Below are 22606 nucleotides of genomic sequence, written 5' to 3'. Positions count from 1 at the left end.
CAGCACGTCCAACAGGCCGGAAATCTGCCGGAATACGCGCTCGCTTGCGCTAACCTATTGACGGTCAATAGGAAAACGGTTTAAATAGCGGGTTCCGCGAAAACAGAATTCCTGAACCTCCGGCCATCGCGCTTGCAGTGACCACACTGGAGCCAAGCCCGCGCGGTCAATCAACTCAAGTGAGAGCACCATGAAACGTACTTACCAACCTTCCGTGACGCGCCGCAAGCGCACCCATGGCTTCCGCGTTCGCATGAAGACCGCTGGCGGCCGCAAGGTCATCAACGCTCGCCGCGCGAAGGGCCGCAAGCGCCTGGCCATCTAAGTCTGCCGAGTGCACGCTCGCGTTTGGATCTTGCACTCGACGGCGAGCCGCTTACGCGCCGCACAGAAGTCTTGAGACAGGACATCGTTCAGTTGCCGGCGCAGGCCACGTTCCCCAAGGCCGCAAGGCTGCTGAAAACGGATGAGTTCTCATCCGTTTTTCGTTTGCGCCCCTGGCGGCGTTCGCCGCACTTCGTTCTGTACGGCAAGCCGTCCGGGCAGGAAGCGCGGCTCGGGCTGGTGATCGGCAAAAAGCAGGCGCCGCGCGCCGTCACGCGTAATCTGATCAAACGGCTTGCGCGCGACATATTCCGGCTGCGGCGCGCGCAGTTGAACGGGTTCGATATCCTCGTACGGCTGCACGCGAAGATCGACCGCAAGGCGATGCCGAGCGCGAGCTCTCCGCCGCTTCGGGCGCTCGTCGGCAGCGAGCTGGAAACATTGTTCGACCGTGCCGTGCGCGAAGCCGCGCGCCGCAGGGCCGAAACCGTGGCGGTGCCGCCCGAGGCGCCCGCCGTCGACGAATCACCCGGCCCGTCAGGGTCATGAAGCGCGGTTGCGCCAGACGTTTGCCTTTCACGGCGTGTCTGGCGTGCGGCGCGAAGACTATGCAAACGGCACTCATCGCGTTGTTGCGCTTCTACAAGGTCGCTGTGAGCCCGCTGCTCGGCAACCGGTGCCGTTTTTATCCTTCCTGTTCCGACTACGCGCGCGAAGCAATCCAGTATCATGGCGCCGCGCATGGCACGTATCTGGCCGTAAAGCGGCTGTGCCGCTGCCATCCCCTTTCGGCGGGAGGCGTCGATCTCGTGCCGCCTCCCCGCGGACACGTCGGCTCTGACGACGCGTCCGAATCGCGCCCGGACTCGGGGCAAGACAAGCTTTCAACACTAAACGGCGCTCAAGCGCTTTCCGATCGACACTGAGACAACGCATGGATATCAAACGCACCGTCCTATGGGTCATCTTCTTCGTGTCAGTTGTCCTGCTGTTCGACAACTGGCAACGGGACCATGGGCGCCCGTCGATGTTCTTCCCGAGCGCGACGCAACCGGCCAAGACCGCCAGCAACCCGGCACCCGGCTCAGCCGCATCCGGCGCACAGCCGTCCGAGCTGCCGAACGCGCCCGCAGGCACGGCCGCACCCGGCACGACGACGCCCCCCGCCACGGCGCAAGCCCAGGTAGTGAAGTTCACGACGGACGTCTACTCCGGTGAAATCGACACGCGCGGCGGCACGCTCTCGAAGCTCGCGCTGATGAAGGAAGGTGACGGCAAGCAGCCGGACCTCTACATCACGCTTTTCGATCACACCGCGAACCACACGTACCTCGCGCGCACGGGCCTCCTGGGCGGCGACTTCCCGAACCACAACGACATCTTCACGCCGGTTCCCGGCCAGACGTCGCTGACGGGCGACCAGAAAACGCTGAAGATCGCGTTCGAATCGCCGGTGAAGGGTGGCGTGAAGGTCATCAAGACCTACACGTTCACGCGTGGCAGCTACGTGATCAACGTCGACACGAAGATCGAGAACGTCGGCACCGCGCCGGTTTCGCCGAAGCTCTACATGGAGCTCGTGCGCGACAACACGCCGGTCGAGACGCCGCGTTTCTCGCATACGTTCATCGGGCCGGCGGTCTACACGGATCAGAAGCACTTCCAGAAGATCGACTTCTCCGACATCGACAAGAACAAGGCAACGTTCGAGCCTTCGTCGGATAACGGCTGGGTCGCGATGGTGCAACACTACTTCGCGTCCGCGTGGATTCCGCAGCAAGGCGTGAAGCGCGACATCTACGTGCAGAAGATCGATCCGGACCTGTATCGCGTTGGCATGACGCTGCCCGCGCAGACGATCGCGCCGGGACAGTCCGCGAACGTCGATGCGCGTCTTTTCGCCGGTCCGGAAGAAGAGCGCATGCTCGAAGGGATCGCGCCGGGCCTGGAGCTCGTGAAGGACTACGGCATGGTGACGATCATCGCCAAGCCGCTCTTCTGGCTGCTCGAAAAGATTCACAGCTACGTCGGCAACTGGGGCTGGGCGATCGTGCTCCTGACGCTGCTCATCAAGGCCGTGTTCTTCCCGCTGTCGGCGGCGAGCTACAAGTCGATGGCGCGCATGAAGGAAATCACGCCGCGCATGCAGCAGCTTCGCGAGCGCTTCAAGAGCGATCCGCAGAAGATGAACGCCGCGCTGATGGAGCTCTACAAGACCGAGAAGGTGAATCCGTTCGGCGGCTGTCTGCCGGTGGTCGTGCAGATTCCGGTGTTCATCTCGCTGTACTGGGTGCTGCTGTCGTCGGTGGAAATGCGCGGCGCGCCGTGGATTCTCTGGATTCACGATCTGTCGCAGCAAGACCCGTACTTCATCCTGCCGGTGCTGATGGCCGTCTCGATGTTCGTGCAGACCAAGTTGAATCCGACGCCGCCGGACCCCGTTCAGGCAAAGATGATGATGTTCATGCCGATCGCGTTCTCGGTCATGTTCTTCTTCTTCCCCGCCGGTCTCGTGCTGTACTACGTGGTGAACAACGTGCTGTCGATCGCGCAGCAGTACTACATCACGCGCATGATGGGCAAGAACAGGAAGAAGCCGGCGTAAGCGGCTGCTTCGCTCCCAGATGTGAAAACGCCCGGCTCGCCGGGCGTTTTGCTTTTGTGGGAGAGGATTTACCGCTTCATCGAACCATAGAACTGATCGATGAGTTCTTCGAGCAAGTACCGATGATGCGGCGACAGCGCCTCGATCTTCGTCGCAAGCTCGAGTGTCTCCTCCGACGCGGGATATCGCTCGTCGCGCGCGAGCGGCTTCGGCGTCACTTGCGGATTGCCGCTTGGCGGCGGCCCGTAATGCAGCCAGTGCTGATCGACCTTGAACCAATCGGCGAGCGTCTCCAGCTTGTCGACGGTTGGAATCGAGCGGCCGGTGAGCCACTTGTGCGCCGTTTGCGGCGAAACCGATTCGCCTTGATAGCGCAGGTTGAAATGCAGTGCGAGGTCAGTCGCGCCGCGCATCCTTTCGGGTGCACGGGTCATCGAGAATTTGAGCCGCTCGGAGAAATCGGCCTTTTCTTGTGGTGTGGGCATGGGCTGGATTGTGCGAGGCAATCGCTGCTTACCAGTCAACCAATTGCGCTACATTTGTCGCGGCTTCGCACATTTTTATCTTGAATACGCACTCGATTTGATTGCCACTTGGCAGCGCATTTCCGACACGACGCGAGTCACTGCGTACCTTGGCGATTCCAGTGGTGCACAGTTTCCGTTTTCGCTTCAGTGTAATTTTGTATCTCAAAAAAGCTAACACACCCCATCGCAGCGCGAGCGCGAGGCGGCCCGCTCCGCACCCCGCGATACAATGCCCGCACTCCGAAACCATCCGAATACATCGCCGACATGCTGAGCAACGACACCGATCCGATCGTCGCAATCGCCACCGCGCCCGGGCGTGGCGGAATCGGCGTCGTGCGTCTGTCGTTCGGCCGAGCGGCCGAAGCCGCCGCGCAAAAAGCGATGCACGCGCTGTGCGGTCAGGCGCTGGCGCCGCGTCACGCGAGCTATGTGCCGTTCATCGACGGGAACGGAGAAGCACTCGATCGCGGCATTGCGCTCTATTTCCCCGCGCCGCACTCGTACACGGGCGAGCACGTGCTGGAGCTGCAAGGCCACGGCGGCCCGATCGTGCTGCAACTGGTGCTGCAACGTGCGATCGAAGCCGGTCGCGATTTCGGCCTGCGACTCGCCGAGCCCGGCGAATTCACGCGGCGCGCATTTCTCAACGACAAGCTCGATCTGGCGCAGGCAGAAGCTGTCGCCGATCTGATCGAAGCCAGCACGGAAGCCGCCGCGCGCTCGGCCGGCCGTTCGCTGGATGGCGCGTTCTCGCGCGAGATTCATGCGCTCGTAGAAGACGTGATCACGCTGCGCATGCTCGTCGAAGCGACGCTGGATTTTCCCGAGGAAGAGATCGACTTCCTGGAAGCGGCCGATGCGCGGGGCAAACTCACGCGGATCCGGACGCGGCTGGACACCGTGCTCGCCGATGCGCGTCAAGGCGCGCTTTTACGCGAAGGCTTGTCGGTCGTGCTCGCGGGGCAGCCGAACGTGGGCAAGTCGTCGCTGCTCAATGCGCTCGCGGGCGCGGAGCTCGCGATCGTCACGCCGATCGCCGGCACCACGCGCGACAAGGTCGCGCAGACGATTCAGGTCGAAGGCATCCCGCTGCACATCATCGATACGGCCGGCCTGCGCGAGACGCAGGACGAGGTGGAGCGAATCGGCATCGAGCGCACGTGGGGGGAAATCGAGCGCGCCGATGTCGTGCTGCATCTGCTGGACGCGCGCGAGAGCACGACGCCGGAGGACCGGGCCATCGCGGCGCGCTTTCCGGCGGGCGTGCCTGTCGTGCAAGTGATGAACAAGACGGATCTCGCGGGCACGCCGTCCTCGGCCCACGACGCTGAAGGACACGCGCGCGAGGTCAACTTATCGGCGAAAACCGGCGACGGCATTTCGCTGCTGCGCGATGTGCTGCTGAAAATCGCTGGCTGGCAGGCGGGCGCCGAAAGCGTGTATCTCGCGCGCGAACGTCACTTGATCGCCTTGCGCGAGGCCCGCGACCACCTCGCACTCGCCGCCGAACATGCCGAACAGCATTCGCAGGTGCTCGATCTGTTCGCGGAAGAGTTGCGGCTCGCGCAGGACGATCTCAACTCGATTACGGGGGAATTCACGTCTGACGACCTGCTCGGCGTGATCTTCAGCCGCTTCTGCATCGGAAAATAAATGCAGACGGATCACGCGCCCTCGGGTTTGCCGATTTCGCGCAACTCCGCGTTGAGTTTCTCTGCCTCCTCCGGCCGCCCGTGAAACGCCGCTGGCGTGTTCTGAAACATCTCGATCCGATACACGCCATCGCAGAGCGACAGCACCATCGTTTGAATTGCGCTCAGACTCGGTTCGAGGCCCGCCCCGCCGCGCGGCCACATTCCCGCGACGCCGCGCAACAGCAGCGTCTGCCCGTTCGCCATGCGTCTCACCTCACGCACCTTCGCGACGAAGCGCGGTGTCGGATGCTGGGCGAAGATCGGCCGAAGATGCGTCTCGATGGCGGCACGCCCATCGATCGCGCTGCCGTCGAAGCCGACCAGGCTGCCGCGCTCGGTGAAACGCGCTGCCATCGCGGCGGCGTCCTGCCTGTTCCAGTCGTCGAGCAGGCCGGCGTACACGCGCCGCGCGCTCGCGGTCCAATCGTCGGGCTGGCTCATGTCGCCTTCTTCCACGCCGCTGCGAAAACACCCGCGCCCATCAGCAGCGCGCCGCCCGTGCGGTTCACCGCGCGCTGCACGGAAGGCTTGCGAATCGCCTTGCGCGCGCCCGACGCGAGCAGCGCGTAAGCGAACGCGTTGGCCGCCGCGAGCCCGACGAAGGTCGCTTCGAGGATCGCGATCTGCGAGACGCTCGCCGTGTGCGCATCGACGAATTGCGGCACGAACGCGACGAAGAAAATGATGCTCTTCGGATTCAGCGTCGTGACAGCGTAAGCGTGCGCCATGATGCGGCTAGTGCGCAGTTCGCCGGTGGGCTGCACGGCGTCCGTATCGACGACCGGCGCGCTCCACAACTTGATGCCGAGGTAGACGAGATACGCCGCGCCGATCCACTTCACCACCATGAACAGTTCAGCGGATGCCGCCAGCAGCACGCCGAGGCCGAGCATAGACGCGGTCATCGCGGTAAGGTCGCCGAGCGCGACGCCGATGGTCGTCGCGAATGCATATTTGCGACCGTGGCCGAGCGCGTAGGACACAACGAGCAGCACGGTCGGGCCTGGGATCGCGACGAGAATCGCTGACGCGATCGCAAACGGCAGCCATTGAGCAAGGGTCATGCGTGTTCTCCTGAGTTCGATGGGGTCGATTTATCCATGAACGCGGAGCGCCTGCAATAGGCCGTTCAGCCAGCTTGACGCCACGGCGCCTCCGCTCGCGAACTGTTGGATGCACCTCGATATCGCCTAATGCGGTGCACCAAAACGCAAGCGAGGCAAATTGCCGCACTTTCGCTCGCATATACGCGGCCTTTCGTTCTGCTCTAAGCGGCATTTCGATGATTTTCAATTAATCCGCTGTTTGTCAGATTCGCTTAAAAACCCTGCGACAGTCTGTCGTGTTGCGATCGCACACAACATATGCTTGCAAGTTTGCCTTACTCATCTAGCATGAGTCTTGCGGTCTTCCGCTTTTAAATACATAGCTAATTTCGAAACGGCTTCGTTTGGGAGGCTATACATGCAGAAACGCGTCGGCACTCTTTTCGCGATGATGGGTTTGTTTGCAGTCGTTTCCACGGCGCAGGCCCAGGACAGCGTCATTCAGGCTCAGCAGACATTCACTTTCAGGCCTAATTCGTATGGCTGCTTGTCCAAGGACAAGTTCGATTCGGCCGATCAGCACGCGAAAGCCGGCGAGCATCAACAGATGCAGCAGTTTTTCGAAGGCTTCGAATGCATTTCGACTCCAGTCGATTCGCATTTTCGCGTGATTCGCGTGGTGGGCCATGACGTTGAATTCGTCAACGCCGCCAATAGCGACACGCAAGGCATGTGGACTGCGGATCGATTCATCGACCAATAAGCGGTTTTCACGTTTAATTCATTTCCGCAATCCGGCGCGATTTTCTGAATCGTGCCGGCGGTTCGATTTATCGGCGAATTAATCGTCGGGATGAATCGGATGCGGTCTTCTCCCCGCGCTTTCGAGCGCGCGTCTCTCGCTGCCTTCCACATTTCCGCCGATTCGCCGCACAATGTCGGTTTCGCGCGCAATCGACCGCCGCACCTCGACATTCCTTCTCCGCCGGCCAACGAACCGGCGCATCACGCTGAATGGCTCTCAAATCCACCATCTACAAGGCTGACCTTCAAGTCGCCGACATGGACCGCCACTACTACGGCGATCATTCCCTGACCATTGCACGCCATCCGTCGGAGACCGACGACCGCATGATGGTCCGTGTTGCCGCGTTCGGACTCTTCGCCGACGAGCGACTTGAATTCTGCAAAGGCCTTTCCGATACCGACGAGCCCGATCTGTGGCAGAAAGATCTCACCGGCCAGATTCAGACCTGGATCGAAGTCGGTCAGCCCGACGAGCGACGCATCTCGAAGGCGAGCGGGCGCTCGGATCGCGTGATCGTCATCGCCTATGCCGGCAGGACCGCGGACATCTGGTGGAACGGCGTGAAGGGCAAAGTCGAGCGGCTGCAGAACGTGACTGTTTGGTCGCTCGCCGAGGGCGTCGCCGAAGCGCTTGGCAAGATGGCCGCACGGACGATGCGTTTGCAGTTGATGGTGCAGGACGCCGACGTGTCGCTGAGCAGCGAGACCGTCGATGCCGTCGCGATTCGCTGGAACGTGCTCAAGGCGGGGGCGGCTTGATGGCCGGCGTTCAGGCGTCGGGCGGCCCTTTGAGTTCGACCATGTTGCCCTCGGGATCGAACAGATAGACCGACGGCCCGAAACCTTCGGCGCCGTAGCGCCGCGCCTCTTCCCCGATGCGCGCTCCGTGCTTTTCCAGATGCGCGCGCAGCGCATCGGCATCGAACGGCTCGACGCGCACACAAAGGTGATCCATGTTGCGGCCCGCGCCCGGCTGGCCGCTCTCGGGCCGATCGATCTTCGCGCCGACCGCCAGCAAATCGATCAGAGAACGGCCCGCGCGCATCTGCACGAGGCCGAGATCGCGCTGTTCTTTCTCGACCGGACAGCCCAACACGGTGTGATAGAAATTCATCATGTTGTCGAGATCGGCGCAGCGGATCACGACGTGATCGATTTCGCGGATGTGGATATGCATGGCGCTCTCTCACGGTCGATGTGAGATTCAGTTTAGCGCGATGGGGAGAAGAGGCAGGCGGACGGGGGAATGAAAAAGGGCTTGGCGTTTAAGCCAAGCCCTTTGAATTCGTGGTGAGGAGGACTACCCAACAAATGGTTGAGAAGCTTACTTCCTAAGGGTTCATCGATTGTCGCTCTTCGCAGTTGCCCCCAAAGTTACCCCCTACTGCCTATTGCACTTTCTAACGGTCGTCGACGGCGGGGAGAACCGGATAAATTGACGGTCGAAATGTAGCTTAGACCTTCCACCTCGTCCATCAGATCTTCCCGGTCCAGATAGTGAAAAACGCTGCGTGCGCGGCCGTTTCGCCTGATGTAACGCCCGCGGCGAGAAGTCTCCTTCGTATCCTTTGGTCATATCGGCTCCCGTTATAGACGGCCACTGCGTGGCTGTCGCCGGAACCCTCGGTTGCGATACCATTGCATGGGGCACATCCGGAGACCGACGTGGGCGCCAACCTCAAAGACGTAGCTGCTGAAATGCGCGCAGCGCACGAGCGAACCGAAGAGCAGATACGCAAACAGGGAGAGGAAAGTGAGCGTTACCAGTGCCACTCGAAGCGGATTCTCTGGACTTTCATAGCCGTCTCCTGGGCGTTCACGATGTACTTGGGCGGCCCCACCCTCGTTCGTGTGCTGATCTGGGCCACGCACGACTGGGAAGCGATTTTCCATTCGTTCCCGAATCCGTAGGAGCGGCCATGCTGACCGACGAAGAGCGTACGCAGGCGGCGAAGGAAAGCCTCGACCGCATGATCGAAATGAACCGACGCTGGGCCGCTGAGCGCGATGCTGAACAGAAACACGCAGACGAACGCAAGGCGCAGGGAAAGTGGGACGAGTCCGATTGGGCGATCCTACTTGGGAAGATTGCCATCGGCGTCATGATCCTGATGTTCTTCGTACTGGTGTACACCACACTGCCGACGATCATCCACGCCATCATCAAAGCGACGGGTCAATGGCATGCCCTCTTTCACTGACCTTATCCATGGTTTTTGTGGACAACCCTGTGGAGCACACATGGACACGCTCAAATTCGTGCATGCGTTGGAAGCGAAGGCATGGAACCTAAGCAGGCCGGCATCATCGCGCATGAGCTGTACGCGCTCTACACGCACTCCGTGTTGGGCGGGAAGTACAAAGAGGTAGACTACGGCGACTATGACGCGTTGCGGGCGAAGGCGCGCAAAGTGAGAGAAGAGACGCAAGCGCGGGAGGATGGGCTGCGCAAGATGCTCGGCGAAATGCGTCAAGAGCGTGAGGAAAGAGAGGCGGCGAGGCCGGCTGAAGAAGCGAGACGTGCTGATGACGCGACAGCAGAACAAGCAATGCACGAGAGCATTCGCGAGACAAATGCCTATCTGAAGGTCCGCCTTGAGCTGAACCGCGAGACGAGCAGGCTCGACTTTGTGCTGGCGAACGGTCTGCCGATGGAACGCGATGGTCAGTTCCGCTATCAAAGCTGGACGCACCTTGGCTGGTTCAAGACCCAGCGCGAAGCGATCGACGCAGCGGTCAGATATCCCAAGACCGACGTGACGGATGAGTGATCTAATCCGGAGTCGGCTTCCTCTTCTCGCCGCTGCGATAACGCGAATCACGGGCGGTTCGTGTGAGGCAGCCTCGAGTTCTTTCCTTTCATTTGAAGCTTCCGAGCACGAATGCCGGGGTTACGCGTTGGCGGCGGATACGTACTCTCGGCCAGGAGCAGACATCAAGATCGCCGACGCGAGTGACCTTATCGGGAAAGTCAACAGACATCCGACGTGCTGCAGCTTGTGTGTATGACCGCCTTGCTCCCGACACCCGGTACTCGACGTGCCTCTGCGCCACGGTGGCTGCCACAACGCGGTGCGGACCACCAGCCACTTTCACTAGCACGTGGCGCGCTCGCCGACAGTGTGCCCGGAACGAGCGACGATCAGCGCAGTGGCCCCGTAGCGCGGTTAGACGCGGATGGCCTGCATGGGCCGGTTGACGTCGAGGTCATCTGCCGATTGAATTTTCTGCGTCGTGATGCACACCGTCGATCTAGGCAGCATGTGCCCTGAAGATGTCCACCTTGGTTTCCAAGCACCGCCGCAAGCTAATGTCATTGGCGCCCACGCCGTACCAGCTGTCGGGTTTTTGGAAGAAATCCAGCCCGCGGCCGATCTTGATGATCCAGCCGTTGTCGATGCGGATCTCGCGGTCGTGCAGGTTCTCGTTCACCTTCACGTTCAGTGCCACGTCCAGTTCCAGCAAGCTTTGCTTGAGCTCGTCCAGGCGCGATGCCAGCTCCTGCAGGTTGGTCGTATCGTCGTAGCTGGTGATCAGCACGATGTTGCGGACAGAAGGGACTTTGATCACGGCTTCGCAGAAGCGGACGAAGTTCTGCACCTGATGCGTGGCGCGGATATACGGATCTTCGATGGTTACAGACCGAGCGCCGCGCAGATACGGCAGCACGATGGACTCGTAGCTGTTGCCAGTGTCACCATAGTGGATAGTGAAGTGCTGCTCGGTCGGCTCCGGCTCGGCAAGCGTAGCAATCGCTTGCGGAATTGCGGAGTCCAGCGCGGTAACTTCTGGCTCAACCACGGTCGCAACCGCGAGTGGCGCCGCAGATGACGGCGCTGGCGCGGCCGGCTTCATCGGGACCAATGGGGGCACAGGCGCGCCGCCATGGATGCTGCGGCGGCTGGGCGCCAACGTGGCCGTGGCGTTACGCGACTCAGGGCAGAACACCACAACCTCTTGCTCTGTCGCGCTGATGTAGGACAGATTGATGCGCGCGTACTCGTCGTCCGTCTTGCGCTTGTTCATCTGCTCCTTCACGCGGCGCCGGCCTTCAACGGCATAGGCCACGTATTCTTCGAACTCGGCTTCGGTCGGGTTGCCGTTGGGGTGCAGAATCTTCAGGAAAGCACAGACGGTCTTCTTGATACCCTTCTCGTCGCGCCCTTCCACCTCGCGACCCAGCTTAATGCGCTTGCTGACCTCTTCGTAGCGGTTGGTCTGCTTAAGTTGATGGTGGAAGGCTTCGGCGAGGTAGTCTGTGATGAAGCCGTAGCGGTTAGTCAAAAATTCGCTGCTGTTCTTCGGCATCTCCCAGCCCGGCAGGTAGCAGGCAAAGCGGTCCTGCACCGCCAGGTCGAATTCCTTGGGCAGCGGCTGGAACAGGTCGTACACCTCGGAGTGCACGATCTGGTCCACCGACAGGTCCAGGTTGCCCACGAAGGCCATGGACGCATCCGCGATGACCTCCACGCCGCGCGAGAAGCGCCCGTTGGCCATGAAGTCCTTCATGATCTGGATCGTGTCCGGGTCCTTCACCTTCAGGCCGCCCACCTCGTCGAAGGCGACGGTGTCCCAGAACCCCACCAGACCGATCTTGTGGCGCTGGCTGTTATAGAAGAGCACGGCCTTGGTGGCTTGGCCACCACTGATCAGCGTGGAGTAGGGCGAGAACTCGCTGAAGAAGTACGACTTGCCCGTGCCGCGTGGACCCAACTCGATGAAATTGTAGTTGGCCTCAATCAGCGGCGCCAGGCGAGCGATGTAGTGAAACTTGATCCGGGCTGACAGCTTGCTGGGCTCCAGGCCCACCGAGCGCAGGATCACGTCCATCCACTCGTCGCGGGTGAAGCCGGCGCGGCCTTCGCAGTAGCGATCAAAGTCAAAGCGGCTGAGCTGAATAGGCCGCAGGTCTTCCACGTAGAAGGTGTACTTGTCGTCCTCCACCTCGTTGAAGGCCACGGTTACTTCCGCCCACAAGCCGCCTTGCAGCAGACGGTCGTTGTCGCGGTAGAACTTTTCGCCGATGGCCACGCGGCGCGAGTCAAAATTCTCCAGCGCAGCCCAGTGCCGGCGGTCCTTCTCCACGTAGTTGACGTGCACCTTGTCGATGAACCGATGCTTGCCCTTGGTGGCCACGCGCGACTGGGCAGCGTTGGCGTCGTTGGGCCGTACGTAGTTCTCGTTCAACGTGTCCAGCACGGCTTCCATGCCGGCTTGGATCTCTGCAGCATCATCGCTGGCGCAGTAGCGGGCCAGCAAGAACTCCAGCACGAAGGTGGGCACATTTGTGCCCTTCTTGATGCGGTGAAGCAGGTCCTTGCGCACCACCTTGCCGTCGAAGGTGGTGGCCAGCTTGCGGTCCAAGTCGTCTGGGCTGTATTCCATGGCTTACACCGTGTAGTCGGTCGCCAGGTCGAGCTGGCTGTAGATCTCATTGGTCTTAGGGTCGAGCGCCTTCACCTTGAACTTGCCCTCGAATTCGACTTGCATCCTCAAAGTCACTTGCACCTTCTCACCCGCGTGCAGTGTCAGCGTACCGGTTGCCGCGTTGACGGCGCCACCCGCGCGCGCCTCACCCACCACATTGCCCTTGGCGTCCTGTGCTTCCAGCAGGATCTCGAACGCGCTGTCGGCCGAGAACATGTCGGCCCCGTCGGCGGCCACATCGATCACCGGCACACGGGTCGTGACCTTCGTTGCGCCGTTCTTGTAGGCCAGCGAGACCGCCGCGCGGGTCAGCGCCGGCTGGGCCTGCACCTTTAGCTGCAGCGTCAACACCGGGACCACGCACTCTTGCAACGAGGCGCCGCCGTGGAAGTACTGCAGGCCCGCCCGGTAGGCGGCTAGCGTCAGTGGCCCGGCCACCCTGGCAAAGTCACCGCGCACGCCCAGCCTGTGAGCCGGCATCAGGTAGTGCGTGTTGCCCGCAGCGCCATCGCCCAGCGCACAGCGGTCGTGCTCGATCAGCCAATTGCCTTCGGGCTTGCCGCAGACGTCACCCGCACCGGCATGGGTGTTGATGAAGAAGCCGTGGTCGGTGGCAATCACCACATCCTGGAAGCCAGCCTCCGCCAGGCGGTGGATGGCCATGCGGATGCGGCGCAACGCGTTGGTGATTTCAGCAGGCGCGGTGTCGGGGTTGTTCTCGAAGTGGCTGTCAATTTCCACCGCGCGCAGCACCAGGAGGTCAGCATCGGCCGGCACCTCCAGGCGGCCGCGCACATACTCCTCCAGGCGACCCTCGGCAAAGCGCTGCCCGTAGCGCTTGCGCAGCACGTCCATGCGCTGCGCCACGGTCGTCACGGGCTGGTCAGCCAGCATCGGTGTCAGCCCGGCGGCATCTCGGCGTAGGCTCAGCTGCTGGCCCGCACCCGGCAGCAAGGCCGCCATGCCCACCGGCGTGATGGTGGGCAGCGGCGCCAGGGCCGCTTGCATTGCGACCACACCGTCGTCGGCCAACTGCTGTTCCAGCGCCACACCCAGCTCGTAGCGCAGCGCATCGATCATCAGATAGGCCACCTTGTGGCCATGCTGCTGCAGCTTTGGAGCGACGAATCGGTCGAACACATCCGCGTTCGCCAGTTGGCCAACGAGTGGCCAGCCACTTACCTGCAGGTGTCGGGTGAAGGCCTGCTGGGTTTTCTCGGCTAGGCGGGCATAGGCGCGGCGCGCTTGCTGGCGCACCGGCTTCATGGCGTCTTGAGTATCTTGCCATTCGAAGTCACCCAGGGCCTGCTCAAACTCGCGGTGCAGCCGGTCGGCCTCGCGCAGCGAGCCTGTGTAGAACGTCAGCAAACGGGCCATGTCCTGGCTGTGCTGGGACAACTGCTCTTCCAGCTCTTCGCAGCGCAGGACCAGTTCCAGGGCGGCGCGCAGCAGGTCCCACTTCAGCCGGCTTTCGCCACGCGCAGCCCACACCGAGCGACGTTGGTGGTCCAACACGCTGCGCACACCATCCACGTCATCGCACAGCAAGGCCGCGATGCCGCGCTCCAGCGCGCTGCGCTCCTCGAACGGGAAGGTCTCGCGTGGCCCCAAGCCTCGAATCGCGGCGCAGTGCTGGGCCAGGCTTAACTCGAGCTCCAGCTTTTGGGCACGGTCGATGTACACAGGTTGAGTCCGGTGGTCGTTGCGTAGGTCATCACACAGCGCAAAGATTACTGGCTGATCAGTCTCTGGTGCCTTCGGCAAGTCGACCAGGCTGTTCGGCAAGGGGCATGGCAGGTCAAAGGCGAACTCGCTGAACAGCACGTAGCGCCACAGCTCCTCAGCGATGGACGACCAGGCTCGGCCACGGGTGCGCAGGGTGAGCGTTAAGCTGGTCTTTAGCAGCTCACGCGCTTCGCTCACCCAGGTGTCACCGGCCTTCAAGGCCTGCTCTTGCGCAAGGCTGGGCGCCATCAACGCCAGCAAGATGTCGCGGCTGGATTCGGCCCCCAACATGGCTCGCAAGGTCGGCCAGCCTACCCCGCCGCCCAAGGCGTCGATGACCTCGAACGACGGGTTTCGGTTGGCGTCGAACACCTTGCGCAGCTCCAGCACCTGATCGGGCTTGGCGTTGAGGCACAGGCTTTCAAAGCGGTCGCCATCGCCATCGGGGAACACGCGGCCGCAGGCCGCGAAGGGGCTGAACGGGTCCCTCTGCTTGGCCTCATCGTCCACGGGCGCTAGCGCCGGCACGTACACCAGCAAGTGCTCGATGCGCCCTTGGCCCAAGTCCACCAGGGCTTGGGCTGCCCGCTCGCGACTGGTGATGCTGCTGGTGCTGGCATCCACCACGCGGCAGTGCTCGCTTTCCATGCTGGTGCAAGTGCCGTGGTAGCGGCGTTCGGGGTCGTAGACCACCAACACGCCTTTGTCAGCCATGCGGGGGGCCAGGATCTCCTGCTGGATGAAGGTTTCGATGCGCATCGTGAGTAGTGCGTGGTTCAGGTGTCGGCCTTCTTGCGGCCACGGGTCTTCTTGGGATTCGCTTCGGGCTCGACGTACAACTCTTCCAAGTCGTGCGCAATGGCGAGGGACCTGTCGAGCTTGCATTTTTCACGAACGCGGTCGGGCCAGTAATTCCTGGACAGGTGCGCCCAGTCATAGTCACCCTTCGCAAGCTTAGCCCAAGTGTCTTTCAGTAGCTTCTGCCATGACTTATGACGGAACAGCGGCCATAACGGTGCCGCGCTGATCTGAACGCCGTCGTCATGATTGGGCCTATAGGTAGACGCAAGCTCGAGTAGGGTGTCGCGCATCTCTATTAGTTCCAGTTCAAATGCTTGCAGGATCTCGAACTGCTTTTCGTCTTCTCGCGTGCGAGCAGCGGCCTTATTGCGTAGTGCAGCTACTTGTTCACCCACATCTTTAACCTTGGGTTCGACGAAATCGTTAACTGCAGCGTAGAGTGTCTCGCTGGAGAGGCGGGGATAATAGACCCACAGCGTGTAGCTACCGGATACCGTGGACAGAGGCCAGTAAACCGGCGCCTTACGTCGACTTTTCGAATAACGTTGTAGATGGAATGCAAAGAAATCACGTTGCAGCCAGCGCCGAATGTTATCCGGAACGGCCACATCAACGCGCAACAGTACCTCCTCTACCAAATGTGAGACGTCGTGTGGGTGACCTTTGTCGTCGACCAAGATCCCATCGTGGCTAAGGAAGGGGGCAGTGCCCTCCGGTAGCATTCCTGGACTTTTGTCCGGCAGCGGGTCGAACGGATCAGGTTCACGAGGCACTTGCCGGTCGCCGGTCGCCAGGCGCCAATCAAAGCGACCGAATACCACCCCGACCGCCCACGAGAGCAACGCATCAGTTGCCGACGCTCCTGCCTGATTGCCATCATCAATGTCGGAACCTTCTTCCTCGGCTGCATCGTCTTCGCCAGTTACGTCATGCGATGCAGCGATCTGCTGATTGATGAGGGCACAGTCCGTTTCCTCGAGTGCATATAGTTGCAGGGCGATCTTGTCCAGCTCATCTTGAATCTCTTCAAGTTCCGACTCGATAGCACAAGTGTCAAATTCGCCAAGGCGCGACCGCAGCACTCCCGGCAAGAGATACGCAGCGGATGTTTCCTCCGTGGTATCGAGCGTTCTCCTCAAGCTCCATGATCTGTATGCGAGAGTTGCCAACTGTTTCTCAAATTTTTGAAAAGGAGGCCACGGCAACCGTTTAACCAGACCCACCTCGAATTGGGCCGCATCGCCTGTCCGACCTTGGGAAAGCGAGATGAGGAACGTACAAGCTTGCGAGGCCAACAACCCGACCGTTTGCGCCAACTCCTCAGGGGGAGCAAATCCTGCCTGTCCGCCAGTACTAAAGATTCCGCCACGTGGCATGAACTTTGGTGAAAAGCCCTTCGTACGGCGAGGAAAGACAAATCCAGGCTGGAAGTATTTATCCTCGCCTTGAACTTTCCTGCTGGCGCTCCCAACCTTGCTCTCGACAAACGTCTTAATCTCCTTGCCGGAATCGTACCAGTTAACAATCAATGGAAAATTGTCATAGAACCGACTGAAAACACCGCCATGAAAATAAGTAACCCAAACGTCCCCTCTGGCCTTCGGTTCCCAGAACAGCCTTATGAAGCGAAAATCATCTAAAGTGCCGAGCCCACATCTCGTTCCACGTCCATGATCCTCATCATCGTATTTCTGTCCCTCGTATGCTTCCAGCACACGACCACTGACCCAATAGGCAAATGGTGAGCCAGGAATCTTGCAAAAATCTGCAGGATCAAAACGGATAACCTGTCTCCCGCCGTGCTTTACCGCGCCCGCTAGCGCCGCCTGCTTGTCAGGCTCACTTAGCAAATTCAAAAACGTAGTCAATCGCTCCCCCCTTCAAGAGGCATCTTAGACTCTTCCGCGTATCCAGCGAAGAGGCTTCCCAAGCCTCGTGCGATTGTGATGGACCTGTCGGCTTTGCACTTCCGGCGCACGCGTACGGGCCAGTAGTTCATGGTCAAGTGTCTGCGTACAACATAAAAGCCTGAGCTTTCTCACTTTTTCTTATGCCGCGTAAAAACATATTCAGCTCTGCTTGTTCAGCACGTAGGCGGCTGCTTCCACCATCGCATCGTCCATCACCCCATGCCCCAGGTCAGCCATAACCTCTGGTTTGGCCATACCCAACACAACCTGCTCACGCCACTTCTGAAAGCTTGAAAGGAAAAGGCACGTGCGTGAGGTGATGGCGCCGAGTCGGCCGCCCGTCCGCAGCAGTTCTAGTCCGCGCTCTACAAAAACGGCGAGCAGATCGTTCTTGCTCCGCGGGTAGGCCTTTGCGAGCTGATCTTTCGCCCCCAAAGCCAACGCGCCAAAGGGTGGATTCATCACGACCACGTCGAACACCTCGCGGCAAAGATCAATCAGGCGCAGGCCCTGCAACGCATCCTGCGCAAACAACCGGCCTTGATAGGTTGCTTCTGCGGCTTGTGCGAAATCTGAAAGAGCTTCCCGAAGGCGCGCCTCGGCCTGCTGCCAGCTCTCTTGCTCCTGCTGAGCAAACAGTCCCGTGCCTTTGCCGACGTACACTTGGCGGATCAAGTGTGGCAGCTCGCGCTCGACCGGCAGAAGCACGCCCGATTCGGGCAGCCCCTTGAGCAGTTGCAAGGTTTTCTCGAACAATTCAGCGTCGCGCTTATCAAGGTTTTCGGCAAATTGCTGGCGCAACTCCCTCTCTGCCGGTGGCGCGATTGCAGCCACTACATGTCCACGACCAATCAGTGGACGATCTTTGGCCTTGACTCCTGCGTCGTGCCAAGCGCGCTGTGCCCGCAGCCACAGCGCCAGTGAGGCGATCTGTGCAGCGCGCGGGTCGATGTCCACGCCATAGATGTTGTACTCGATGATCAAACGCGGGACATCGCGTAGGAAGTCATTCTGATCGGGGTAGGATAAGCTTAGCGGCTTGAATTCTGCATGTTGCTGTGTGGAGGCGTCCAGCGAACCGGCGCCGTGTTGCTGCTCCCATTCCCAAGCCTCCCGATAAATCTCAGCAAACAGGTCGAATGCATACAGACCAAAGTGCATCGAGCCGCAGGCCGGGTCCAGCAGCTTCAGGGTTCGCGGGTCGCGCAGACGCAGCGCAGCAGGCGGCTGTTCGTCGGGCTTGGCCAGGAGGTATCGGCAGCGTTCACGTAAGCTAGTCTGCCCGCCGGTCGCGTTGAACCACAGGCGGCCCAAGGTGTTGTCCACCAAGAATTCCACCACGTAGCGTGGGGTGAAGAACTGGTTGCGCACTGCCAGCTCGCGGCTGTTGCGCGGGGCCTGGCTGGACTCGCGCATGGCCTTGCGCTCTTCCTTGCTGTTAAAGTACTGGTAGATCCAGCCGATCGTTTCGTCCTGCGACCAAAGCGGCTGTATCTCGTGGTGGTTGAGTGCGGCCGCCACTTGCAGCAAGGCCGCTTCGCGTGGGAACAGGCGTCCCTGAGGCGCAAAGCGGTCAAACAACGCAGGCAGCTCTTGCGCGAATTCGTCGAACAGGCTGAACAGAAAGGCCAGGTAGGCCTGACCGGTTTCGCCCAGCGCACTGCCGGCCACCATCTTGTACAGCTCAAACGCCTTGGACTTCTGGCCGTGGCTGACTGCGGGCAGCAGCACGCCGCGAGCCTCCATCGTCAAGAGCGCCGCCAGGCGGTTCAACACCGTGAAGGCTTGCTCGCGCACGATGCGGTCAATGATGGGCACACGGTGCTCGGCGCTGTCAGCCAATCCTTCGGACGCAGCGTAGTGCGCCAGCGTTTGCCGCAGCAAGTCCGCGGTTTCGCGCTCGGCCGCAGAGAGGTGCGTCAGCCGGTCCAGCGGCGTCACCTCGCCGGTGTTCGGGTCCAAGCCATAGGTCTGCTGAACCTGGATACGGAACTCGTCGGTCAGCAGGCCGCGGCATTCGGTGACCAGCTTCTGCAACCGGCCTCGAGTCTTGTCGTCAAAAGCCATGGGTTCAGTCTTCCAGCTTGAGATCCAGTTCAAAGGCGTGGGCGTAGCTCAGTTCAGAGCGTACGCGCTGCAGCTCTTTGATCAGGGCATCCAGATCGGCCAGGGTGGTGATGTGGTGGCGGGCTTTGACCTTGCGCTGCACGGCAGGCTTGGGACCATCTTTAGCCCCGGCACCGCCAGCTTTGATCTCAGTCTCGGCCTTCATGCGGGCCTGCACCCGTTCGCGGCCCAGGCGCTCGATGCGTGCTTTGGCGTCTTGCGCCTGGGTCTGGATGACGAAGTCCTGGTTGACCAGGGTGCGCAGGCCTTGACCGTCTGGGCTGGCTTGCAGGGCCAAGCTGTCGAGGCCGTCCAGCAGTTCTTGTTGTTCTTGCTGTGTCAGCTCAACCCACTCGGGCACGCGCTGCACATCGGCCGTCACCTGCTTCAGGCGCTCGGCCTGTGTGGCTTGCAGGGCCAGTGCCGATTCCCGCACACGCGCCCGCACAGCGGTCAGCCGGCTGTTCAAGTCGGCGGCAGCGCGGTAGAAGGCTTCTTGGGCCAGCTGGGCGTCCAACTGGCTAAGGGGTTCAGCCAGGTCGGCTTTTAGGGCCGCGGGTTCGCCGGTGTTGGGCAGGCCGTCCAGCAGGTTGCGCAGCGCGCGCAGGTCGCGAAGCGTGGTCTCCAGACCCTGCTCCAGAGATTGGCGCAGCTCGGCCGCCCACTTTAGGCTGGCATACAGGGGCGACTCGGACTTGCCCAAGCGCTGGGGCGCATCGGAGGCATCCGTGAGCAGCACATCAGCGATCTCGCGTCCCAGGGTGTCCAGGCGGTCTTCACCGAGCAGGCCCAAGCTCTTCAGCTTTTCACCCAAGGGGGCGTAGCGGTTCTGCAGGCCGGGGAAGAGGCGCACCGTGGCCTTGCTGATGTCATCCTCCAGCGGCACCACCAGCTCGCCACTGAGTTCGGTCAGACGGTCGGCGGCCAGCGCGAGCATCTCCATCGAAGGCTTGTCTTCGCGCAGCGACAAGCCCACGTTCTTGAAGCTGTTATTGGTCTTCAGTGCGTCAACAGTTTGCTGACCGTTAACGGTAACTTCGCGACCAGCTACCTTGAGTTTCACCTCACCGGCCACCAGCAGCGCCGCCACCAGGTAGCGCAGGGTATCGGGTGACCAGCCAAAGGGGGCGTCAGCGAATCGCTCGGACAGGCTCTTGCCGTCGATGGGGCTGGTGCGTTCGATGGTGTCTCGGATGCTGACCAGGGCCTTGTGGTCAATCTTTACCGAGGGCTTGCCGGCCTTCATCTGCACCAGGCTGAGCGGGTCAATCTGCGAAGTGATGGCGGCCAAGTTGCCAGCGCGCAGGAAGCGTTCGGCCGTGTCAGTGGCCACGCGCACCGGGGCTTCTGCATAGCGGTCGAACACCTGCTCGGCTACACCTGCCAAGTGCTTGCGCGCGGCATCCAAGAGCTCAGACGCCAGCGATTCCACCGCAGAAACCTGGCCGCGGAAGATGTACGAGCCTTGAACTAGGCTGCGGCGAATCAAGCGCTGGAGATCGCCCTCCAGGCGGCCGGCACGGTCCAACTGGCCGTTGCGGTAATCCTTGACCTCTTGGTCGGGGTCGTTGCGGTGCTTGTTGGCGATCTCGCGGCAGCGGAAGATGTCGGCCGTCAGTTCTTCGATCTCGGGCGTGGTGCGACCAATCAGGTAGACCTGGTACTTGCTGGAAGCCTGGCGCGACTCGTCTTGAAGCCGGGCGCGAGTGGCCTCGTACTCTTTGGGGTCACACATCTCCACCAGCGTCTGAATGGTGTTGCGATCACCCGTCAGTGCCGTTGGCAAGCCGCCGGCACTCTGCGCCTTCAGGCCCGTTTGCACCGCAAGTGAGCCATTGAGCTGCGTGCTGGGCAGCGGTGCATAGACCTCGGTAAGTGCAGCATTCTCCAAACGCTTAAGCTCCACGGCGCGCAGAGGGATCTGGCTCCGCTCTTGCTCGACGTTGTTCAGCTTCTCGCTGAAGAAGCGCAGCTGACCATCTTGCTCGCCGAAGGGCACAAAGCGGTCGGTGATCAGCTCCTCGATGGCGCGGTTCACCGTCTCGGCACGGCTGGCCAGGGACACGCCGTCGTGCATCAGGCCGGCCACGTTCTGGCGCGTGACAGGCAGGTTGCCGAGGATTTGCAGGATGGCCACGGTTTTGGCCACCTGGTGGTGTAGTGGCGAGCCGGCAAAGCGGTTGCGACAGACCTCTTGCACCGGCTTGTACAGGTTGGGGAAGGCGCGCTGGATGTCCTTCTCCAGTGCGTCGAACAAGGTGGCGGTGGTGGCCAGCCAGCCCACAGCCTGGTCGGCCACGGCGGTGCGGCTACCGTCGCTCTCAATCAGGATGTCCTGAATCACCTTGATCGCCGAGCGCAGGCCAATGCCCCCGGTGGAGCGTGCCAGCGCGCCCAGCAGGTGCAGCAGAATGTCGAAGTGCGCTGGCAGAAAGGGGTAAAGATCGACGAAGGTCTTGCGATCGAAGTCGGCGCCAAAGGCGCGGGCGTCTTCCAGCTTGGTGTGGTGGCGCAGGGCCTGGCCGTGTTGGTCAAACAGCGCGCCCAGGGCCCGCGCACCTTCGGGAGACTTGCCCAGCAGGCGAGTGACACAAATCTCCTTGATGTCGTTTGCCTCTAGGTCGATCTGGATTGGGAAGCGGTCTTTCAGCTTGAACAGCTGGGGTGAGTTCAGCGCGGCACGGGGATCATCTTCGGTCAGCGTTTGCTGCGCCGTGCCGATGATCCAGACTTTGCCGTCACCTAGTGCCTTGAGATTCTTCGACAGGCCGTCGAGGTTGAGGATCAAGTTCTGCCGCGAGCCCACGTACTGGCCCACCTCGTCGAGAATGAAGATGATGTAGTCTTTGCGCGAGGCTTCGCGGGCAATGGCCAGCATCTCCTTAACCCGGTCGTTCTCGAACACCACGACATCGCTGGTTTCGGTAGAGAAGGAGCTTTCGGTCTTGAACAGCGTGGGGTAGAGCTGGTGGGCGATGGCGGGCACCAGGCTATCCACCACCAGCTCATCGTCGCGGTACTGCGACCAGGGCTCGCCGCCGGTGGCCTCTTCAAACAGCTTCAGGAACTCGTCGTAGCGGCCCTCGCGGCGCAGCTTGCGCTCCAGCGCGGCCACCTTTAGGTTGCGCGAGTAGCCCGCCCACTGCAGCACCTTGTAGAAGAGCACCGTGGAGACTTCCTCCATCGTGGCGCCTGCCAGTTGGTCGCTCGCCAAGTCCAGCTGCAGCACGGCTGCCGGAAAGCGCTTGGCGACGGTGCCGAGCAGTTGGCGCGTGGTGATGCGCTTCAGGCGGTCTTGCAGGTGCTGGCGGAACGGGACGCCGTCGATCTGGATTCGGTCGTCAAACGCCAGGCCCAGGTACTTGGTGAACGAGCTCTTGCCCGAGCCATAGAAGCCCGATACCCACACACCGATTTCGTTCTCACCGCCGACATCCATCGCGGCCTGCATCTTTAGCAGCAGCTTGTTGAACTGCTCGTCAATGCTGTCGGTCACCACGTACTCGGACACCTCTTTCTTCAGGCGCTCTTCTTGCGAGACGCCGTAGGCGATGACCTTCTCGATGATGCGGTAGATGTCGCGGGACGGGTCAAACAGTTGCTTGATGTTCATGACTTGCTTCTCTCTGGG

Annotated in this window: 19 protein-coding genes; 10 read left to right on the top strand and 9 right to left on the bottom strand. The window is 61.2% G+C overall.

Going from position 1 to position 22606, the window contains the following annotated elements:
• Nucleotides 1-190 precede the first annotated feature (190 nt).
• From rpmH to yidC, 4 genes are read left to right on the top strand one after another with little or no spacing between them, the layout of a single operon-like run.
• Complete coding sequence (gene rpmH, locus IAG25_RS30710) at nucleotides 191-325, top strand: 50S ribosomal protein L34 (RefSeq protein WP_004198824.1); 135 nt, start codon at nucleotides 191-193, stop codon at nucleotides 323-325.
• Between the two features lie 23 nt (nucleotides 326-348).
• Complete coding sequence (gene rnpA / locus IAG25_RS30705; RefSeq protein ID WP_187608190.1) at nucleotides 349-873, top strand: ribonuclease P protein component; 525 nt, start codon at nucleotides 349-351, stop codon at nucleotides 871-873.
• Nucleotides 874-932: 59 nt separating this feature from the next.
• The gene (gene yidD / locus IAG25_RS30700; RefSeq protein ID WP_187608189.1) at nucleotides 933-1250 is read left to right on the top strand and encodes a membrane protein insertion efficiency factor YidD; all 318 of its coding nucleotides are present in this window, start codon (nucleotides 933-935) and stop codon (nucleotides 1248-1250) included.
• A gap of 8 nt (nucleotides 1251-1258) precedes the next feature.
• Nucleotides 1259-2929: a membrane protein insertase YidC gene (yidC, locus tag IAG25_RS30695; RefSeq protein WP_187608188.1), complete on the top strand. Its 1671-nt coding sequence runs from the start codon at nucleotides 1259-1261 to the stop codon at nucleotides 2927-2929.
• A 68-nt stretch (nucleotides 2930-2997) separates the two neighbouring features.
• Here yidC and IAG25_RS30690 read toward each other — a convergent pair whose 3' ends face one another.
• Nucleotides 2998-3414 (bottom strand): transcriptional regulator, encoded by a 417-nt coding sequence (locus IAG25_RS30690; protein WP_187608187.1) that lies wholly within the window; start codon nucleotides 3412-3414, stop codon nucleotides 2998-3000.
• A 309-nt stretch (nucleotides 3415-3723) separates the two neighbouring features.
• Here IAG25_RS30690 and mnmE point away from each other — a divergent pair, with 309 nt between their 5' ends.
• Nucleotides 3724-5112 (top strand): tRNA uridine-5-carboxymethylaminomethyl(34) synthesis GTPase MnmE, encoded by a 1389-nt coding sequence (gene mnmE / locus IAG25_RS30685; protein ID WP_187608186.1) that lies wholly within the window; start codon nucleotides 3724-3726, stop codon nucleotides 5110-5112.
• Between the two features lie 11 nt (nucleotides 5113-5123).
• Here mnmE and IAG25_RS30680 read toward each other — a convergent pair whose 3' ends face one another.
• Together IAG25_RS30680 and IAG25_RS30675 are read right to left on the bottom strand one after the other, a co-directional pair.
• A complete protein-coding gene (locus IAG25_RS30680; RefSeq protein WP_187608185.1) occupies nucleotides 5124-5594 on the bottom strand; it encodes an SgcJ/EcaC family oxidoreductase in 471 nt (156 codons plus the stop codon).
• Nucleotides 5591-6217: a LysE family translocator gene (locus tag IAG25_RS30675; protein ID WP_187608184.1), complete on the bottom strand. Its 627-nt coding sequence runs from the start codon at nucleotides 6215-6217 to the stop codon at nucleotides 5591-5593. Before IAG25_RS30675 ends, IAG25_RS30680 begins: the two co-directional genes overlap by 4 nt.
• 400 nt (nucleotides 6218-6617) lie before the next feature.
• Here IAG25_RS30675 and sap1 point away from each other — a divergent pair, with 400 nt between their 5' ends.
• Both sap1 and IAG25_RS30665 read left to right on the top strand, forming a co-directional pair.
• A complete protein-coding gene (gene sap1, locus IAG25_RS41620; RefSeq protein ID WP_035508792.1) occupies nucleotides 6618-6962 on the top strand; it encodes a surface attachment protein Sap1 in 345 nt (114 codons plus the stop codon).
• Between the two features lie 251 nt (nucleotides 6963-7213).
• A complete protein-coding gene (locus IAG25_RS30665) occupies nucleotides 7214-7765 on the top strand; it encodes a YaeQ family protein (RefSeq protein ID WP_187608182.1) in 552 nt (183 codons plus the stop codon).
• 10 nt (nucleotides 7766-7775) lie between these two features.
• Here IAG25_RS30665 and IAG25_RS30660 read toward each other — a convergent pair whose 3' ends face one another.
• The gene (locus IAG25_RS30660; protein ID WP_187608181.1) at nucleotides 7776-8183 is read right to left on the bottom strand and encodes a VOC family protein; all 408 of its coding nucleotides are present in this window, start codon (nucleotides 8181-8183) and stop codon (nucleotides 7776-7778) included.
• Nucleotides 8184-8671: 488 nt separating this feature from the next.
• On the opposite strand from IAG25_RS30660, the gene IAG25_RS30655 reads away from it, so the two are divergent.
• From IAG25_RS30655 to IAG25_RS30645, 3 genes are all read left to right on the top strand, one after another.
• Complete coding sequence (locus tag IAG25_RS30655; RefSeq protein ID WP_187608180.1) at nucleotides 8672-8917, top strand: hypothetical protein; 246 nt, start codon at nucleotides 8672-8674, stop codon at nucleotides 8915-8917.
• A gap of 8 nt (nucleotides 8918-8925) precedes the next feature.
• A complete protein-coding gene (locus IAG25_RS30650; RefSeq protein WP_187608179.1) occupies nucleotides 8926-9207 on the top strand; it encodes a hypothetical protein in 282 nt (93 codons plus the stop codon).
• A gap of 81 nt (nucleotides 9208-9288) precedes the next feature.
• On the top strand, nucleotides 9289-9777 hold the full coding sequence (locus IAG25_RS30645) for a hypothetical protein (RefSeq protein ID WP_187608178.1): 489 nt from the start codon (nucleotides 9289-9291) through the stop codon (nucleotides 9775-9777).
• A gap of 481 nt (nucleotides 9778-10258) precedes the next feature.
• Here IAG25_RS30645 and brxL read toward each other — a convergent pair whose 3' ends face one another.
• The 5 genes from brxL to brxC form a co-directional block, all read right to left on the bottom strand.
• Entirely contained in the window at nucleotides 10259-12391 is a 2133-nt protein-coding gene (gene brxL / locus IAG25_RS30640; protein WP_187608177.1) for a BREX system Lon protease-like protein BrxL, read from the bottom strand.
• Nucleotides 12392-12394: 3 nt separating this feature from the next.
• Nucleotides 12395-14917 carry a PglZ domain-containing protein gene (locus IAG25_RS30635; RefSeq protein ID WP_187608176.1) on the bottom strand — a complete coding sequence of 841 codons (2523 nt, stop codon included), beginning with the start codon at nucleotides 14915-14917 and terminating at the stop codon, nucleotides 12395-12397.
• A gap of 17 nt (nucleotides 14918-14934) precedes the next feature.
• Nucleotides 14935-16827 carry a type II restriction endonuclease subunit M gene (locus IAG25_RS30630; RefSeq protein WP_187608175.1) on the bottom strand — a complete coding sequence of 631 codons (1893 nt, stop codon included), beginning with the start codon at nucleotides 16825-16827 and terminating at the stop codon, nucleotides 14935-14937.
• 201 nt (nucleotides 16828-17028) lie between these two features.
• Entirely contained in the window at nucleotides 17029-18936 is a 1908-nt protein-coding gene (locus IAG25_RS30625) for an Eco57I restriction-modification methylase domain-containing protein (protein WP_187608174.1), read from the bottom strand.
• A gap of 4 nt (nucleotides 18937-18940) precedes the next feature.
• Nucleotides 18941-22588, bottom strand: coding sequence for a BREX system P-loop protein BrxC (gene brxC / locus IAG25_RS30620; RefSeq protein WP_187608173.1), 3648 nt, complete (start codon nucleotides 22586-22588; stop codon nucleotides 18941-18943).
• Between the last annotated feature and the right edge of the window lie 18 nt (nucleotides 22589-22606).

This window comes from Caballeronia sp. EK, assembly GCF_014384845.1.
Lineage (GTDB): Bacteria > Pseudomonadota > Gammaproteobacteria > Burkholderiales > Burkholderiaceae > Caballeronia > Caballeronia jiangsuensis.
Note: the sequence above shows the minus strand (reverse complement) of the source record. Positions and strands in the feature narration are given on the sequence as shown.